This window comes from Pseudoalteromonas obscura (assembly GCF_030135505.1).
Taxonomy (GTDB): domain Bacteria; phylum Pseudomonadota; class Gammaproteobacteria; order Enterobacterales; family Alteromonadaceae; genus Pseudoalteromonas; species Pseudoalteromonas obscura.
In genome coordinates, this window is the sequence record NZ_JASJUT010000006.1 from 238064 (window position 1) to 254141 (window position 16078).

Genomic DNA, 16078 nt, shown 5'->3' on the forward strand with positions numbered 1-16078 from the left:
TCATTTTACAACTTGAGTTACTTGCGCGTCTGAAAAGCTCGCCATCTCATTATAAATTGCGAGTGAACTTTGAATTATCGGCAGAGCAAGTGCTGCACCACTGCCCTCACCCAATCGCATATCTAAATGCAATAATGGCTCGACCTCTAAGTAGTCCAACATTTTCCTATGCCCTTGCTCGTTTGAGCAATGGGCGAATATCATATATTGCTTGCAATGTGGTTCCATCGCAATTGCCAGTATGGCTGCAGCCGTAGCGATATAACCATCAATCACAACTGGTTTTTTTGCTTCAGCGGCGGCCAATATTGCGCCAACTATATGAACAATTTCAAACCCACCAACAGACAGTAAAACCTCTTCGGGTTTGGTGCTATCGAGCTTGTGCTTTGCTAACGCCTGCTCCACTAAACGTTGCTTCTTATCGACAACCTCCTGACAGACTCCTGTCCCCTGCCCAACAGTCTGTGAGGGAGGCAGTCCAGACATAGCTGAAAATATCGCAGCAGCCGAGGTTGTGTTGCCTATCCCCATTTCTCCAAATGCAAAAAGATTGCTGCCGCGCTGTATGTCAGATTCAACCAGCCGCTTGGCGCTCACAAACCCAGCTTCTACTTGGGCCAAGCTCATAGCACATCGCTGGTGGAATGGCGCTGTTATTGTACCGAGTCGGCTATCGACGACATTGCTCATTGGCACTGGTGTTAGAATTCCGCAATCAACAACGTTTAAATGCCACCCTAACTGACGAGCTAAAACACAAATAGCAGCCCCACCGCTGGCAAAGTTAGCAACCATTTGACCGGTGACTTCGCTAGGCGCTATCGAGACACCTTCTTTCGCTATACCATGATCGCCTGCAAACACACTGATGCTTGGCTCTTTAATTGCAAACTGCATTGACGAAAGAGACCGCTCTCCAATACCTTGGGCGTAAATCAAAACCAGTTGTTTTGCTAGTGCTTCTAGTTTACCCAAAGAGCCTTTGGGTTTGGTCTTCATATCCATTTTTTGCTGAATGTAATTGCTGTGCGTTAAATCCAAAGGTGAGATCATTTTAAGCCTCATTAAATACTTGCGGTGCGTTTTCGGAACATAAGCAGAGAAAGAAAAAATACGCTACCAATTGCTGCAGTGATAACGCCAATGGGTAACTCTTGATTTTCAATGATGGTACGCGCTAAGACATCAACCCACAGCATCAGTAACCCACCGCTTAAAGCGGTAACTATCATACCGAGTACACGAGCTTGAGAAATGAAAAAACGCACAATATGGGGGATCATTAACCCGACAAATCCGACACCACCACACGCTGCTACTAACACAGCAGTCAACAAAGAACTTACCAATAACATACCCAAGCGTAATCGGTGAACATTGACCCCCAGCGTAACAGCACTTTCGTCACCCAAAAGCAACGCATTTAAATGTCGTCTAAAGCAAATTACAATCACCAACCCACTTATTACGACAATCGAAGGTAGCCACATCCAAACCCAATCAGCCCGACTAAAGCTGCCTAGGCTCCAAAATATTATGGCGCTAACCGCTTGGGGGTCACTCCAATACAGAAGCAAACTAGTGAACGCATTAAACAAGAAAGACAGCGCAACGCCAGCAAGTAGCATATTTTCTATTTGTGCGGTTCCTTTATGGTAAGCAATCAAAAGCAGCAAACTCATTGCGCATATACTGCCAAGTAATGCCGCCCCTGACATAGCTAACCCACTTTGTATCCCAAACAAGGTGAGTAATAAAACCACACCAAACGAAGCACCTGAAGAAATGCCAAAAAGATATGGATCAGCAAGTGGATTACGAGTAACTGTTTGTAAAATCAGTCCTGCTGTTGCCAACCCCGCACCAGCCAAAAATGCGAGAATGGCTCTCGGAAGCCTGAGTTCTATTACGATTTTTTGCGCCAGTTGTGTGTTGTCATACGACCAAAGTGCTAACCACACATCGTAAAAGTCAACTTGCACGGCCCCAATGCTCAAACTACAAACGAAGCTAAACAAACAAGCCAACAACAGGACACTGCTTGCGGCAAACCTCATGGCTGACTCCTTGGTATGCCCCTATGAATTGCAGGTTGCTGATATTGATAACGAATATGGGGAATAACATGCTCACGCTTAGCACACTGCTGTAACGTTACATCCGCATTGACACCAAAAACCTGTGCGAGCATTGACGATGAGACTACATTTTGTGGAGAACCGTGCGCAACCAACTTTCCTTTATCTACAACCAAAATTGAATCACATATCGCAGCAGCGAGATTCAAATCATGGAAGGAGGCCACTACCGTGATCCCCAATGATTTTGCCAATGCCATAATTTCAATTTGATATTTCACATCTAAATGACTGGTCGGCTCATCCATCAGTAACAAACTTGGGCTTTGCACAATTGCTCTTGCAATCATGACACGCTGTTTCTCACCACCTGACAACGATTCGTAAGATTGCTTCTGTTTATGAGTCAGCCCCACTTTTGATAGCGCCTCTTGAATGGCCTGTTTATCGCGCAGAGATACACTCGCAAATAGACTTTTATGAGGCGTCAAACCCATCGCGACTACATCAAACACCCCTAGATTAAACTGACTAGGGATCTCTTGCAGCACAGCCGCGACTTTGCGTGCGTAATCTTGCCGATTAAACTCCGCGATATTTTTACCATCTATCGTAATGGCACCAGATGTTGGAGCCTGAAAGCGGTACAGACATCGTAGCAATGAGGATTTTCCAGCTCCATTTGGACCTATTAACCCAAGAAACCGACCCTGTTCTATGGAAAAACTCATGTCAGTTAAAATGGATTTATTATTGATAACTAGGTGTAGGTTACTAACTGATACTTGTGCTGCCGCCATAATTCCTCTTCTTCGGGCACACATCACTACAGCTTGCAATACAAATGAAACATGTGGATGTAACTTAAGTGCGCCCGCTTAAGCTGTTATCTCAACCTTGGTATCTGGCTTTGTGCGGCTAGTCAAACTGACGCACTCACAGTTGCGGGGACAGCTGAGGGTTTACACCTCATTCCCAAGCGATGTCGAAATAATTTTGTGTATTATGAAGTCTAGATGGCTAAAACACAACTTTAGGCCATGCCTTGCCAACTTCATCATAAAAAACGGTTACTTTAACCACGCAGCCATAGCCAACCTCAAAACAATTTAAATGACTTGAGACACCTTTGGGCAGCTCGAGCCAAAGTGCTAGCAACTGCTTTATCACCCCACCATGGGTCACTACTAGGACGGTATCATCTGTGCGATCTGCAGTAAATGTTTGCCACCACGATGCGATTCTATTATTGAAGGTGATCATTGATTCCCCTTCCGGAACTGCGATATCCCACGGGTTTTGCCAAAATTCACCAATACTTGGGTCGGTAGCATTTTGCCACAACCAATCATAGCTTTTACCGTCCCAAAGCCCAAAATCCATCTCTTGTAACTCACTTTTTATCGATAGGGCGAGTCCGGATTTTTCAGCATATGCTTGTGCAGGCGCCAAACAACGAAGTTTTGGAGAACTGATCACTCTATCAGGCTTGGGAAGAGAGTCAAAAATAGTAAGCAATTGCTGATGGCTAGTACTGGTCAACGGTGGGTCAGTCTTACCCAACAGCATGCCCGACTGGGTTGTTTCGGTATGACGAATAAAATAAAGAGTTTGAATCATCTGATCAAACAGACAATAAAAACGCAGGATCCCCTGCGTTTTTAAATCGATTTACAAAATTTGATTTTCGCGCCAAGACTGTTCTTTCGCCAAGCGCTTTTTACGCTTGTCACATGGGTCATCACAATCACAAATTTTGTCGATACCCATTGAACCTAGGCCACCACAGCTGCTTGCCATTGATTTTTTCTGAACTATTACACCCACAGCCATAGCTGCAGCAATCAATACAAGTAATCCAAAGGTAAGAATAAATAGTGACATAGGCAAAGGCCCCTCAATAAACTAGCTTGGTCAACATCCAAGCAACTGACGGTATACTTTCGATATTATATATCTAAATCTGCCAAAGTTGAATGAATTTACCACACTAAAAGCAATGATATTTAGCCTAATTCACTGATTACTTTTTTACATCTAAATACGGTTCAAAAGCAGTACTTGAAAATGTCTCTAGCCCAGCATCGGTTTTACTAATCAAATATACTGGCAGATTATGTTCTTCAGCATATGCTCTTGCTCGTTGCGTTCCCATCACAGTGAGCGCTGTAGCCAACCCATCGGCTGTCATTGCAGATGGATGCAACACCGTCACAGACACCAAGTCATGACGTACAGGCTTACCTGTACCTGGGTCAATTAAATGCGTAAATACTTCCCCGTCCATTTCGTAGAAAATTCGATAATCCCCAGATGTCGCGATGGCATTATTACCTGGCTCTACAACACGGTGAATTTGACGTTGCCCTGCAGGCGCATCCGGTTTTTCGATGGCGATACGCCATGGTGCACCTTCCGGCTTACTGCCCGAAATTCGAAGTTCACCGCCGATCTCTACCATATAATTTGAAAACCCTTTTTTCTCGATTAACTCAGCGACTTTGTCAATGCCGTAACCTTTAGCCGTAGCTGAAAATGACAGCTCTAAATGAGGCAAAGTTTTAGCAAGACCTTCTGAGGTGAGCTGAAGTTTATTCACCCCGATGTTTGCCTGCATAGCTTCAATTTCTGATTGTAATGGCCTTTTGGTAGGTCTTTTATCCGGACCGAAGCCCCATAAATCAATCAGTGGGCCCATTGTCACATCTAAGGTTTTAGTCGACTCCCCTAAACGAATAGACTCAGCGACAACCGTTCGAAAGTCACCGCTGATTGGCATCACTGTATTTGCGTCGAGGCGGTTAAATCGGTTAATTTCAGAGTCTGGGATATATGTCGACATAGATTGGTTAACTGCGATCAGGGTTTCATCGACTTCTTTTTTAAAACGGTCCGCTTCTAATGCTATTGGACCTGGGAAAACTTTAATATTGTAGGTCGTCCCCATAGTTTTGCCGTTTATTTCAACCGGCTTTAGTTGAGATTGCTGCTGTCCGCAGGCTGACAAGAAAAACACTAAAAAAATAACAGAGAATAAATAACTGAGTTTTTGCATCTACTTTTTAGTCCTTAAAACGTATAAAAAAACCCCTAGGGAATGCCCTAGGGGTTTAATCTTATTAAATACGACATTTCATCATATCTAATTACCTAATTAACCACCGAAGTCATCAAGTAGGATGTTTTCGTCTTCAACACCAAGATCTTTCAGCATGTTGATAACAGCCGCGTTCATCATCGGTGGACCACACATGTAGAACTCACAATCTTCAGGCGCTTCATGGTCCTTCAGATAGTTTTCTAGTAATACGTTGTGGATGAAGCCTGTGTAACCTTCCCAGTTGTCCTCTGGTTGAGGATCTGAAAGCGCTACGTGCCATTCAAAGTTGTCGTTGTCAGCTGCTAGGCCGTCAAAGTCTTCTACGTAGAACATCTCACGCTTAGAACGTGCACCGTACCAGAAAGACATCTTACGGTCTGAGTTAAGACGCTTAAGCTGGTCAAAGATGTGTGAACGCATTGGTGCCATACCTGCACCACCACCAACGAATACCATTTCTGCTTCAGTTTCTTTCGCGAAGAATTCACCAAATGGACCAGAGATAGTTACTTTATCACCTTCTTTTAGTGACCAGATGTACGATGACATCTTACCACAAGGTAGGCTTAGGTTATTTGGCGGCGGAGTTGCAATACGTACGTTAAGCATAATGATGCCAAACTCTTCTGGGTAGTTAGCCATTGAGTATGCACGAATTGTTTCGTCATCGACCTTAGACTCAAGGTTGAAGAAACCGAAACGCTCCCAGTCGCCACGATATTCGTCAGGAATATCGAAGTCAGCATATTTAACGTGGTGAGCTGGTGCTTCAATCTGGATATAACCACCTGCACGGAAAGGTACAACCTCACCTTCAGGGATACCAAGCTTAAGCTCTTTGATGAATGTCGCTTTGTTATCGTTAGAGATAACTGTACATTCCCACTTCTTAACACCGAAGATAGACTCTTCTACTTCGATTTCCATGTCAGTCTTAACAGCAACCTGACACGCTAGACGACAACCTTCACGCGCTTCACCTTTAGTAATGTGGTCAAGCTCTGTAGGAAGGATATCACCACCACCAGAATGAACATGTACGCGACACTGGCCACAAGAACCACCACCACCACATGCTGATGAAATGAAGATACCTGCATCAGCTAGTGAGCCTAGTAGCTTACCACCTGGTGCTGAAGTAATTGCTTTGTCAGCATCGCCATTGATGCCAATCGTGATGTCACCGCTTGGTACAAGCTTCGATTTCGCTGCGATGATGACTAGCACCAAGATCACAACGATAGCGATGAACATACTTACGCCTAATACAATCGTTTCCATCGTATAGTTTCCTCGCTAATTAAAGTGAAATACCAGAGAATGACAAGAAGCCAAAGCCCATAAGACCTACAGTGATAAAGGTAATACCTAAACCACGAAGACCGTCAGGAATATCAGCATACTTCATCTTCTCACGAAGACCTGCTAGCAATACAATTGCAAGCGCCCAACCCACACCAGAACCGACGCCGAATACGACTGATTCTGCTAGGTTGTAGTTACGCTCAACCATGAATGCTACCGCACCGAAAATCGCACAGTTTACAGTGATAAGAGGCAAGAAAATACCAAGCGCGTTATATAGCGCAGGGAAGAACTTGTCCAAAGTCATCTCTAGGATCTGTACTAGTGCAGCAATTACACCGATGAAAGTCAGGAATTTCAGGAAGCTCAAGTCAGCTTCAGGGAAACCAAGCCACTCTAGCGCACCTGGTGCAAGTACTGCGTGATAAACAATGTTGTTTACCGGTACAGCCACACCTAGTACAAAGATTACAGCAACACCAAGACCAAACGAGGTCGTTACTTTCTTAGATACCGCAAGGAATGTACACATACCTAAGAAGAAAGATAGCGCTAAGTTTTCAATGAAAACAGCTTTTACAAATAAGCTAAGATAATGTTCCATCTTTCTCCCCTTATGCCTTCGCTTCTACTTGGTCTTTCTTATAAGTACGTAGTACCCAAATGAAGAAACCAACTAAGAAGAATGAACTGAATGGCATAATTAATAGACCCATTGGCTGGTACCAACCACCGTCAGCAACAAGTGGAAGAATTTCAACACCAAATAGTGCACCTGCACCGAATAGTTCACGAACAAAACCAATTGTAAGTAGAACTACAGAGTAACCAAGACCGTTACCGATACCGTCTAAGAAAGACATAAGCGGTGGCGACTTCATAGCATATGCTTCAGCACGACCCATTACGATACAGTTGGTAATAATTAGACCAACGAATACGGTAAGTTCTTTAGCTGTTGCATAAACAAATGCTTGAAGTGTTTGGTCAACAACGATTACCAACGATGCGATAATCGTCATTTGAACGATGATACGTACACTTGACGGAATGTGATTACGGATCAACGAGATAAATAAGCTTGAAAACGCAGTTACCACAGTCAAAGCGAGTGACATGATAAGCGCATTTTTAAGGCTTGAAGTAACCGCTAGCGCAGAACAAATACCCAATACTTGCAGAGCAATCGGGTTGTTTGCGAAGACTGGTCCTAACAAGACTTCCTTCATTTCTTTTGCATTAGCCATTAGTTCAATGCCCCTTCACGTACTTTCGCTAGGAATGGACCAAACGCTTTATCGCCTGTCCAGAACTTGAATGTGTTTTCAACACCATTCGACGTCAGTGTTGCACCAGAGATGCCATCAACTTTGTTTACATCGCTGCCAGCAGTGCCTTTTACGATATCAACCGGTAGTTGTTTGCCTTCCCAAGTAGCTGTCCACTTAGGGTTCTGGATTTCACCACCAAGACCAGCAGTTTCGTTATGCTGATAGAAGTTGATAGCTTTAATGGTTTTTGTATCAAGTTCAAGTGCGATGAAACCATACATGATGCCCCAAAGACCGTAACCTTGAATAGGAAGGATCACTGATTCAACCTGACCATTGCTGTCTTTAGCAAGGTATACAGGAGACTCATGAGTCATACGAAGTACACCAGCTAAGTCTTCTTCTTTTGGAAGTGCAAAGCTTCGCTCCGCATCAAACTTAGTCATTGTAAAATCGAATGAGTTAGGATCAGTTTCAACAAACTCACCTGATTTAAAGTCAACAACGCGTGCATCAATTACTTCATTGTATTTTTGAGCAACGTTTTCAACGTCTTTAAAACCAGCTGCAGCTAGAATGTTACGCTGAACGTCTTCAATTTTGTTAGCTTGCTGTAGTGGGCGTAATTGTACTGCCGCAAAAGATACGACGATTGCACACACTAAACATAGACCAACAACAACGCCTAACGTTTTGCCGATAGTTTCATTGTTACTAGACACGTGCCAATCTCCTCTTCACATTAGACTGCACTACAAAGTGGTCGAATAGTGGTGCGAATAGGTTAGCGAATAGAATTGCTAACATCATACCCTCTGGGTATGCCGGGTTAACAACACGGATAAGTACAACCATAACACCAATTAATGCACCGTATGCCCATTTACCTTTGTCAGTGAAAGACGCTGAAACAGGGTCTGTCGCCATAAAGAACATACCAAATGCAAAACCACCAAGTACTAAGTGCCAATGCCAAGGCATAGCAAATGTTGGGTTCGTATCTGAACCAATCACGTTCAGAAGTGTAGCCATCACAACCATACCTAGGAAAGTACCTAGTACGATACGCCATGACGCGATACGAACATACATTAAGAACAAGCCACCAATTGCCAGTGCTAGCGTAGACGTTTCACCCACTGAACCTTGGATAAAGCCGTAGAACGCATTCCACCACAACTGCATGTTGCTGTAATCTAGTGAACCAATCGCTGCTTGACCTAGGTATGTAGCACCAGAGAACGAATCTACTGCTGTCCATACTGTGTCACCAGAGATATCACCTGGGTATGCGAAGAATAGGAACGCACGACCAGCTAGTGCAGGGTTAAGGAAGTTACGGCCTGTACCACCGAATACTTCTTTAGCTACTACAACACCAAATGTGATACCTAGAGCAACTTGCCATAAAGGAATAGTTGCAGGCAGGATCAATGCAAATAAAACAGACGTTACGAAGAAACCTTCGTTTACTTCATGCTTACGAACTGACGCGAATAATACTTCCCAGAAACCACCTACAATGAACACAGTTCCGTAAATAGGCAGGAAGAAACACGCACCATAAAACATTTTCGCTGCCCAGCCGGAAGTTGCTGTCAGCTCACCACCTAACGCTTGGAAAATACCAGCTTGCCAAGTAGTTGCGATGTCAAAACCATTACCAATAGCGATTGCAGCTTGGTGACCGATGTTGAACATACCGAAGAACATAGCCGGGAACGTCGCCATCCATACCAAGATCATGATACGTTTTAGGTCGATGTTATCACGCACGTGCGTGCCGCCTTTGTTTACATAACCAGGAGTATAAAACACAGTTGCAATGGCTTCGTAAAGCGCATACCACTTCTCGTGTTTTCCACCTGGTTCAAAGTGAGGTTCAATGTCTTCTAAAAATTTCTTTAAGGCCATTTTTAACCTTCCTTCTCGATAGTAGTCAGGCAATCACGTAGGATTAAGCCGTAGTCGTACTTGCCTGGACAAACGAAGGTACACAATGCTAAATCTTCTTCGTCAAGCTCAAGCGCACCTAAAGAGACAGCGCTATCTAGATCGCCAGCGATCAGATCACGAAGTAATAGCGTTGGTAGGATATCCAGAGGCATTACACGTTCGTAGTTGCCGATTGGCACCATCGCACGCTTAGAACCACCAGTAGACGTTGTAAACTTAAACAAACGGCTAGGTGCTAAGTGTGAAATGAATGTACGTGTAACTGAGAATTTGTTACTACCTGGCGCAATCCAGCCAAATAGCTCTTTCTCACGACCTTCAAGAAGAACTGAAACCTGTACGTGGTAACGACCTAGGAAAGCATGAGGGCCGGTTGCTGTTTTACCAGCTAACACAGAGCCAGAAATGACTCGGTTATCACCGTCTTCAAGTTCACCAGATACTAAATCTGTTAACGACGCACCAACTTGAGTTTTAACTAAACGAGGATTCTTTACGCGAGGACCTGCTAAAGAAACAACTCGGTCAGTGTAGATCTCGCCAGTAAGGAACAGCTTACCAAACGCAATAACGTCCTGGTAACCTAAGTGCCAAACTTGCTTGTCCGCACCAACTGCATCTAAGTTATGGATATGAGTACCCACTAAGCCTGCTGGGTGTACACCCGCGAACTCATGTACTTCCACTTGTGATAGCGAAGAGCTTGGTACTTTACTACCAGACTGCTTACACACAAATACTTTACCATCAGTTAGACGTGAAACTACAGCTAGACCTGCTTCAAACGCTTCAACGTTTTCAGCAATGATCACAGCAGGATCCGCAGCTAATGGGTTAGTATCGATGGCTGTCACGAAGATTGAGCTCGGCGTTGCACTTGGTACTGCAACACGGCTAAATGGACGTGCACGTAGCGCTGGCCATTGACCAGATTCAATAAGCACTTCTTTCACTTTTTCACGATCTAAGTTGCTTAATTCAGCAGCTGCGACCTTTTCAAAAGTGATTTGCTCATTGCCTTGTACTTCAATCACGACAGATTGAAGAACACGCTTAGCACCACGGTTGATTTCTTTAACTACACCAGAGGCTGGCGCAGTAAACTTGACGCCAGGATTCTTTTTGTCTTCAAAAAGAATTTGGCCTTTTTTGACTTGGTCATCCACGCGAACATGCATGGTTGGACGCATACCGATAAACTCTTCACCAAGCACAGCTACGCGTTTGATGGCAGCGCCATCATGAATAGCTTGCTGTGGTGCGCCCTCTATGGGTAAGTCCAGACCTTTTTTTATGTTGATCATACGCACTTGCATTACATTAACGGAAAGAAATTGAAAAATCTTTAGTTATCACGGCCGCTATCTCATCATGTTTTCAGTATCAAAAAGAACCCGCCTAGTCAAAAGAGACTTGACAAAAGCCAAATCAACCAAAAACAAGCGTCGTGATATATAGTCCTCACATATTTCCGCAATTTTAACATTAATCGCCCTGACTATGCGAGTAGAATTATCAAATTAATACGACTTAACAATGGTTTTAGCTCAGTTCAGCTAATTGCGATTAATTCAATATAGACCAAAGTGGTATTGAATGAGAAAAAGATGAAAGGGGTTTGTCGGGTAATCTCGATAGAGGTGAGGCTCGGGCGCCTCACCTTGCGGTTAAGTTTTATACTAAATTGTTGATTTCAACAACAGTATTTACATCCGCGTCATAGTCAACGCCATCAACGCCAAAACCAAATAATTTTAGGAATTCGTTATGGTAGCCTTCGTAATCAGTCATTGAATCAATGGTGTCGGTATCCACAGTGTCCCAAATGTGTTGAATACGCGCCTGCACACCTTCTTCCAGCTCTTTATAGTTTTGGAACAGGTGACCACCTTCATCGAATCTTGGCGTGCCACTGTAAAGGTTTTCATTGAAAAGACCATGGATTTGCTCGATTGTACCTTCGTAAGTACCGTCTTCTTTAGTAACCTTAAATAAAGCTGAGATATATAGTGGCATGATCGGAATTGCCGAACTTGCCTGAGTTACTACCGCGTTAAGAGAAGAGACATAAGCTTCACCATGTAGATCCGCCGTCGATGCTTTGATTGCCGCAGCAGCTCTATCTAAGTCTTCTTTTGCCTTGCCAATAGTAGCGTGGCCATAAATTGGCCAAGTTAGCTCTTTACCAATGTAAGTATATGCAGTCGTTTTAAAGTTATCTGCAAGTACATCGGCTTGCTTCAGCGCATCTAACCAAAGTTCCCAGTCTTCACCACCCATTACTTTTACTGTGTTAGCAATTTCATCTTCGTTGGCAGCTTCTACACTCACTTCATCAATAACACGCTTAGATGTGTTTAAGTTCTTTGTTGTGATCGCTTCGCCAATTGGCTTAAGTACAGAGCTGTGAGTTTCGCCTGTTTTTGGATCTGTACGGCGAGGAGATGCAAGGCTATAGATGATTAGGTCTACTTTACCCATTTCAGCTTTAATCGTCTCGATAGCTTGCTCTTTGAGCTCAGTAGAAAATGCATCCCCATTGATGTTTTTTGACCACAGCCCTGCTTTGTCAGCAGCATTTTGAAACGCAGCCGTATTATACCAACCCGCTGAGGCTGTTCTTTTCTCTGTACCTTCTTTTTCGAAGAAAATACCTAGCGTTTTTGCACCAGATCCAAATGCAGCAGTAATTCGAGACGCAAGACCGTAACCAGTAGAAGCACCAATGACTAGTACATTTTTAGGGCCATCTTTTAACTCGCCTTGTTGCTTAACAAAAGCGATTTGTTCTTCTACATGAGCAGCACAACCTGCTGGATGAGCATTTGTACAGATAAAACCACGGATCTTCGGCTTAATTACCATTATATTTCCTACTAAATTTTGAATTTGTTTCAAGTATTTAGGCCCACCTCTTACGGTATAAAATCAAGAATATAAAAAGGTGGAGCCAGAAAAATTGCGTTATAGTGTAATCTCTGATGACCTAAATACAGGTCTGATCAGCTAATTATCAAGTTTTGAGCCACCTAAACAAGTTGGCGATGCCGGGACATGTTCGGATTGCTCTCTAAATTCCTCAGGCGTATAAGCATGAATCGCTAGCGCGTGAATTTCATTCGCTAACTCAGACTTGAGCACTTCATTTATACGTCTGTGACGTGGCAATAGGCGCTGCCCCGCAAATTCATCGCTCACAACAATCACTTTAAAATGTGATTCTGTCCCGCGGCTGTGCATATGGCTTTCATTAATCACCTCAAGATGTGTGCAATCAATGGCATCTTTGAGTTTTGTGTGTATATGTTCCTGCATAGACATGGGTATACTCTTTACTTTCATATTGTTAAACATCGCATACTATACGCCGATAATACCGATTAACCAACCGTTCTGAATGTCAGATTTATCCGCCCTTGTGTAACTTTTGTTTGCTTGGGCAAGCTGTGCTCATAATCTCGCTGGCTTTCTCCGGACATCAGCAAGCAACTTCCTGTTTCGAGCATAATTGACGTCACTTCTCTGGTTTGCCTGTGACGAATTTTAAACATTCTGGGCGCTCCCAAAGACACTGACACTATCAGAGGCGCTGCACCTAACTCTTTTTCATCATCACTGTGCCAACCCATTGTATCCAACCCATCACGATACCAATTAAGTAAAAGCGCATTGAATTCCTTTGCGTATTGGCGCTGTAACCTTTGCCGCATAGCCGACAATGCAGGTAGCCATGCCACATTATCCAATGACTTTCCGGAATAACCATAACGAACCTCTCGGTCGGCAATGAAACACTGCAGTCGTGGGATACGATGATATTTGCCGTATACCTGAATTTGAGGCTGCTGCCATGGAATGCTGTCAACCAAGTGATCATATAACGTAAGGCTCTTATTAAAAGAGATAACATTAGGAAAATAAGCAAAGCCCTCAGGCAAACATTCTTTGTTCAGCTGTGACATGATATTATGCACTCACATTTTTAGTGAAAAATATAGAACTATGACAACCGACGCGGTCTTGGCTAATCACCCATTTACTCTACATCGATTTCCCTTAGAACAAAAAAATCGCAGCCTACAGGCATGGGATTCCGCTGACGAATATCTACTTGACTATATCAGTGAGGAATACCAAAGCGTTCGCAATATTTTGGTATTAAATGACAGTTTCGGAGCTCTTAGCTGTGCCATTTCAACGCTTTATCAGCAAGATGAGCAGTTACCCTGCATTCATTTTGTCAACGACTCATTTGTCAGTACAGCAGCATGTCGACACAACCTTAAAGAGAACCAACTGCCACTCACACATATCTCTTTTTTAGATAGTTTAGAGACGCTGCCACATGCTGTAGACTTAATTGTGTTGAAAATACCTAAAAATGCAGGTTATTTACAACACCAGTTGGCGCAACTAAGTCATTTGCCAGCCGACATCCCTGTTATTGCAGCAGGTAAAGCGAAAGAAATACACACCTCTACGTTGAAATCCTTTAATCACTTTCTATCTGAGCCAAAAACAAGCCTCGCGGTTAAAAAATCTCGATTAATTTTTTCGAGCACAACGAACAAGCCTGTAAATAGCAAGTTTCCTGTGTCATGGCCTCTAGAAAGTACAGAAATGACATTGATTAATCACGCAAATGTCTTTTCACGCGATTCTCTAGACATCGGTGCTCGCTTTTTTATTAACTACTTACCAGCTGGAAAAAAACCACTCAATATTATTGATTTAGGCTGCGGAAACGGGGTCATTGGGTTACAGACTTTAAAGCGAATGCCAAATGCAAAAGTCACTTTTGTTGACGAGTCTGCGATGGCTGTTGCCAGCGCACAACAAAATGTACAGCACAACTTGCCTGAAAGGCTGAGCCATTGCCAATTTACCCACAACGACTGCTTAACTGACTTTGCACCTAATAGTACTGATTTGGTTTTGTGCAATCCACCTTTTCATCAAGCTCAAGCCATCACTGATCACATCGCATGGCAAATGTTCTTACAAGCCAAATACACTCTGAGAAATGGCGGTGAACTCAGAATAATCGGAAATCGCCACCTAGATTACCAAGATAAGTTGCAGCGCCTTTTTGGTAATTGTAAGGTACTGGGCAATAATAAAAAGTTTACTGTATTAAGTGTAATAAAAAGGAGCTAATCATGGCCAAAACTCTCTACTCCGTCGCAACTGCTGGGTTACTGACTATTTTATCAGGCTGCGCAGCTGCGCCAAAAGCGGTGATCATGAGTCCTGAATACTCTGCTGGCCAACTTGTTCAGCTCAACACCCCACTTACAGTTAATGTCGTTGATTTAAGAACTTCCAAGTTCACTGTAAAAGTCCTCGATACTGAGCCCGCAGTTTACCTGCCAGATGCCAACTTACCAGTAACCGTGTCAGCTGTGCTAGAACAAGCGTTAACGGCTAACAATGCCAACGTAGTACCAGAAGCAAAGACAAACCTAACCCTGGAAATCCACCGCTTTTTAGCCGTGGTCTCAGAGTCCTACAGCAAACATGAAAGCAATGCAGAGGCGGAGTTCAAAGTTTCTGTCTCTAAAGGGGGCAATACATTTACCAAGTCTTACACTGGAACCCGCACTCTATCTGGGTCTTTAAAACACGACCAAGCTAAAGTCGAAGGGCAGTTAAATACTCTCGCAGAACAACTAGTCATGCATATAATGGAAGATAAAGAACTAACTGACTTCATCTCACAATAAGAACAAGGAAGCACTGACATGATCCGTACATTAGTATTTGCATTAATAATCGTTTCAACCGGTTTTGCCCACGCAGCAAACAAAGAAGGACGATTTGTACAAAAAGATAACTTATTTCCTAGAGTTCAAGTCAACACCTCTCTCGGTAAGATCGTAATTGATCTTGACCGATCTCGCGCGCCTTTAACTGTAAATAACTTTTTGACGTATGTCGTCAATGGCGACTACAAAGGCTCCGTGTTTCATCGTGTTGAACGCGATGAAGTAAACGAAAAGGATTTTGTGATCCAAGGTGGGGGTTACGATAAAGACTATGATGGCATGTTCGAACGCAAACCCATTTTCAATGAAAGTGGCAATGGTTTAAAAAATGAGATGTATTCAGTCGCGATGGCATATCAAGACAACAAACCTCATTCGGGTACACGCCAGTTTTTCTTTAATATGGATGACAATAATCATTTAAACCCGGGCCGAGGATGGGGCTTTGCTGTATTCGGTAATGTGACAGAAGGTTATGAAACTTTGGATAAAATCATGCAAGTAGAAACCGGTTATAACAAAAAGCTTGGTTACTCATTTATTCCTAAAACTGCGGTGATTATTTACAGCATTGAAATTCTGCCAGTTGAAGAGCTCTAA

At 43.3% G+C, this 16078-nt stretch carries 18 protein-coding genes and 1 riboswitch; of the genes, 3 read left to right on the forward strand and 15 right to left on the reverse strand.

Going from position 1 to position 16078, the window contains the following annotated elements:
- The 15 genes from cobT to QNM18_RS15755 all read right to left on the reverse strand — a co-directional run bounded on the left by cobT (position 1) and on the right by QNM18_RS15755 (position 13675).
- Positions 1-1056 carry a nicotinate-nucleotide--dimethylbenzimidazole phosphoribosyltransferase gene (gene cobT / locus QNM18_RS15685; protein WP_284137739.1) on the reverse strand — a complete coding sequence of 352 codons (1056 nt, stop codon included), beginning with the start codon at positions 1054-1056 and terminating at the stop codon, positions 1-3.
- An 11-nt stretch (positions 1057-1067) separates the two neighbouring features.
- Positions 1068-2060 (reverse strand): FecCD family ABC transporter permease, encoded by a 993-nt coding sequence (locus QNM18_RS15690; protein WP_284137740.1) that lies wholly within the window; start codon positions 2058-2060, stop codon positions 1068-1070.
- Positions 2057-2881, reverse strand: a complete 825-nt coding sequence (locus tag QNM18_RS15695; RefSeq protein WP_284137741.1) for an ABC transporter ATP-binding protein — start codon at positions 2879-2881, stop codon at positions 2057-2059. Before QNM18_RS15695 ends, QNM18_RS15690 begins: the two co-directional genes overlap by 4 nt.
- Positions 2882-2962: 81 nt before the next feature.
- Positions 2963-3107, reverse strand: a riboswitch (cobalamin riboswitch).
- On the reverse strand, positions 3102-3701 hold the full coding sequence (locus tag QNM18_RS15700; protein WP_284137742.1) for a histidine phosphatase family protein: 600 nt from the start codon (positions 3699-3701) through the stop codon (positions 3102-3104). (Overlaps the previous riboswitch by 6 nt.)
- A 51-nt stretch (positions 3702-3752) precedes the next feature.
- A complete protein-coding gene (gene nqrM, locus QNM18_RS15705) occupies positions 3753-3965 on the reverse strand; it encodes a (Na+)-NQR maturation NqrM (RefSeq protein ID WP_023399569.1) in 213 nt (70 codons plus the stop codon).
- Between the two features lie 139 nt (positions 3966-4104).
- Complete coding sequence (locus QNM18_RS15710; RefSeq protein ID WP_284137743.1) at positions 4105-5136, reverse strand: FAD:protein FMN transferase; 1032 nt, start codon at positions 5134-5136, stop codon at positions 4105-4107.
- A gap of 99 nt (positions 5137-5235) precedes the next feature.
- Positions 5236-6462: an NADH:ubiquinone reductase (Na(+)-transporting) subunit F gene (gene nqrF, locus QNM18_RS15715; RefSeq protein WP_284137744.1), complete on the reverse strand. Its 1227-nt coding sequence runs from the start codon at positions 6460-6462 to the stop codon at positions 5236-5238.
- A gap of 19 nt (positions 6463-6481) precedes the next feature.
- Positions 6482-7090, reverse strand: a complete 609-nt coding sequence (nqrE, locus tag QNM18_RS15720; protein WP_023399566.1) for an NADH:ubiquinone reductase (Na(+)-transporting) subunit E — start codon at positions 7088-7090, stop codon at positions 6482-6484.
- 10 nt (positions 7091-7100) lie between these two features.
- On the reverse strand, positions 7101-7733 hold the full coding sequence (locus QNM18_RS15725; RefSeq protein ID WP_023399565.1) for an NADH:ubiquinone reductase (Na(+)-transporting) subunit D: 633 nt from the start codon (positions 7731-7733) through the stop codon (positions 7101-7103).
- The gene (locus QNM18_RS15730; protein WP_211012759.1) at positions 7733-8479 is read right to left on the reverse strand and encodes a Na(+)-translocating NADH-quinone reductase subunit C; all 747 of its coding nucleotides are present in this window, start codon (positions 8477-8479) and stop codon (positions 7733-7735) included. The genes QNM18_RS15725 and QNM18_RS15730 overlap by 1 nt, the downstream gene beginning before the upstream one ends.
- Positions 8472-9671, reverse strand: a complete 1200-nt coding sequence (locus tag QNM18_RS15735; RefSeq protein WP_211012758.1) for an NADH:ubiquinone reductase (Na(+)-transporting) subunit B — start codon at positions 9669-9671, stop codon at positions 8472-8474. Before QNM18_RS15735 ends, QNM18_RS15730 begins: the two co-directional genes overlap by 8 nt.
- Positions 9672-9673: 2 nt before the next feature.
- Positions 9674-11017, reverse strand: a complete 1344-nt coding sequence (locus tag QNM18_RS15740) for a Na(+)-translocating NADH-quinone reductase subunit A (RefSeq protein ID WP_211012757.1) — start codon at positions 11015-11017, stop codon at positions 9674-9676.
- 370 nt (positions 11018-11387) lie between these two features.
- Entirely contained in the window at positions 11388-12578 is a 1191-nt protein-coding gene (fabV, locus tag QNM18_RS15745) for an enoyl-ACP reductase FabV (protein ID WP_211012756.1), read from the reverse strand.
- A 141-nt stretch (positions 12579-12719) separates the two neighbouring features.
- Positions 12720-13034, reverse strand: coding sequence for a BolA family protein (locus QNM18_RS15750; RefSeq protein WP_284137745.1), 315 nt, complete (start codon positions 13032-13034; stop codon positions 12720-12722).
- A gap of 59 nt (positions 13035-13093) precedes the next feature.
- Entirely contained in the window at positions 13094-13675 is a 582-nt protein-coding gene (locus tag QNM18_RS15755; RefSeq protein WP_284137746.1) for an alpha-ketoglutarate-dependent dioxygenase AlkB family protein, read from the reverse strand.
- A 40-nt stretch (positions 13676-13715) separates the two neighbouring features.
- On the opposite strand from QNM18_RS15755, the gene QNM18_RS15760 reads away from it, so the two are divergent.
- The 3 genes from QNM18_RS15760 to QNM18_RS15770 are packed head-to-tail and all read left to right on the forward strand — an operon-like array spanning position 13716 to position 16078.
- The gene (locus tag QNM18_RS15760; protein ID WP_284137747.1) at positions 13716-14870 is read left to right on the forward strand and encodes a methyltransferase; all 1155 of its coding nucleotides are present in this window, start codon (positions 13716-13718) and stop codon (positions 14868-14870) included.
- Positions 14871-14872: 2 nt separating this feature from the next.
- Positions 14873-15436 carry a YajG family lipoprotein gene (locus tag QNM18_RS15765; RefSeq protein WP_211012752.1) on the forward strand — a complete coding sequence of 188 codons (564 nt, stop codon included), beginning with the start codon at positions 14873-14875 and terminating at the stop codon, positions 15434-15436.
- Positions 15437-15454: 18 nt separating this feature from the next.
- Positions 15455-16078, forward strand: coding sequence for a peptidylprolyl isomerase (locus QNM18_RS15770; RefSeq protein ID WP_284137748.1), 624 nt, complete (start codon positions 15455-15457; stop codon positions 16076-16078).

What these genes read in the sequence shown, in the direction of transcription:
- cobT (WP_284137739.1), bottom strand. Translation starts at nt 1,056, where the DNA reads ATGATCTCACCTTTGGATTTAACGCACAGCAATTACATTCAGCAAAAA.
- QNM18_RS15690 (WP_284137740.1), bottom strand. Translation starts at nt 2,060, where the DNA reads ATGAGGTTTGCCGCAAGCAGTGTCCTGTTGTTGGCTTGTTTGTTTAGC.
- QNM18_RS15695 (WP_284137741.1), bottom strand. Translation starts at nt 2,881, where the DNA reads ATGGCGGCAGCACAAGTATCAGTTAGTAACCTACACCTAGTTATCAAT.
- QNM18_RS15700 (WP_284137742.1), bottom strand. Translation starts at nt 3,701, where the DNA reads ATGATTCAAACTCTTTATTTTATTCGTCATACCGAAACAACCCAGTCG.
- nqrM (WP_023399569.1), bottom strand. Translation starts at nt 3,965, where the DNA reads ATGTCACTATTTATTCTTACCTTTGGATTACTTGTATTGATTGCTGCA.
- QNM18_RS15710 (WP_284137743.1), bottom strand. Translation starts at nt 5,136, where the DNA reads ATGCAAAAACTCAGTTATTTATTCTCTGTTATTTTTTTAGTGTTTTTC.
- nqrF (WP_284137744.1), bottom strand. Translation starts at nt 6,462, where the DNA reads ATGGAAACGATTGTATTAGGCGTAAGTATGTTCATCGCTATCGTTGTG.
- nqrE (WP_023399566.1), bottom strand. Translation starts at nt 7,090, where the DNA reads ATGGAACATTATCTTAGCTTATTTGTAAAAGCTGTTTTCATTGAAAAC.
- QNM18_RS15725 (WP_023399565.1), bottom strand. Translation starts at nt 7,733, where the DNA reads ATGGCTAATGCAAAAGAAATGAAGGAAGTCTTGTTAGGACCAGTCTTC.
- QNM18_RS15735 (WP_211012758.1), bottom strand. Translation starts at nt 9,671, where the DNA reads ATGGCCTTAAAGAAATTTTTAGAAGACATTGAACCTCACTTTGAACCA.
- QNM18_RS15740 (WP_211012757.1), bottom strand. Translation starts at nt 11,017, where the DNA reads ATGATCAACATAAAAAAAGGTCTGGACTTACCCATAGAGGGCGCACCA.
- fabV (WP_211012756.1), bottom strand. Translation starts at nt 12,578, where the DNA reads ATGGTAATTAAGCCGAAGATCCGTGGTTTTATCTGTACAAATGCTCAT.
- QNM18_RS15750 (WP_284137745.1), bottom strand. Translation starts at nt 13,034, where the DNA reads ATGTCTATGCAGGAACATATACACACAAAACTCAAAGATGCCATTGAT.
- QNM18_RS15755 (WP_284137746.1), bottom strand. Translation starts at nt 13,675, where the DNA reads ATGTCACAGCTGAACAAAGAATGTTTGCCTGAGGGCTTTGCTTATTTT.
- QNM18_RS15760 (WP_284137747.1), top strand. Translation starts at nt 13,716, where the DNA reads ATGACAACCGACGCGGTCTTGGCTAATCACCCATTTACTCTACATCGA.
- QNM18_RS15765 (WP_211012752.1), top strand. Translation starts at nt 14,873, where the DNA reads ATGGCCAAAACTCTCTACTCCGTCGCAACTGCTGGGTTACTGACTATT.
- QNM18_RS15770 (WP_284137748.1), top strand. Translation starts at nt 15,455, where the DNA reads ATGATCCGTACATTAGTATTTGCATTAATAATCGTTTCAACCGGTTTT.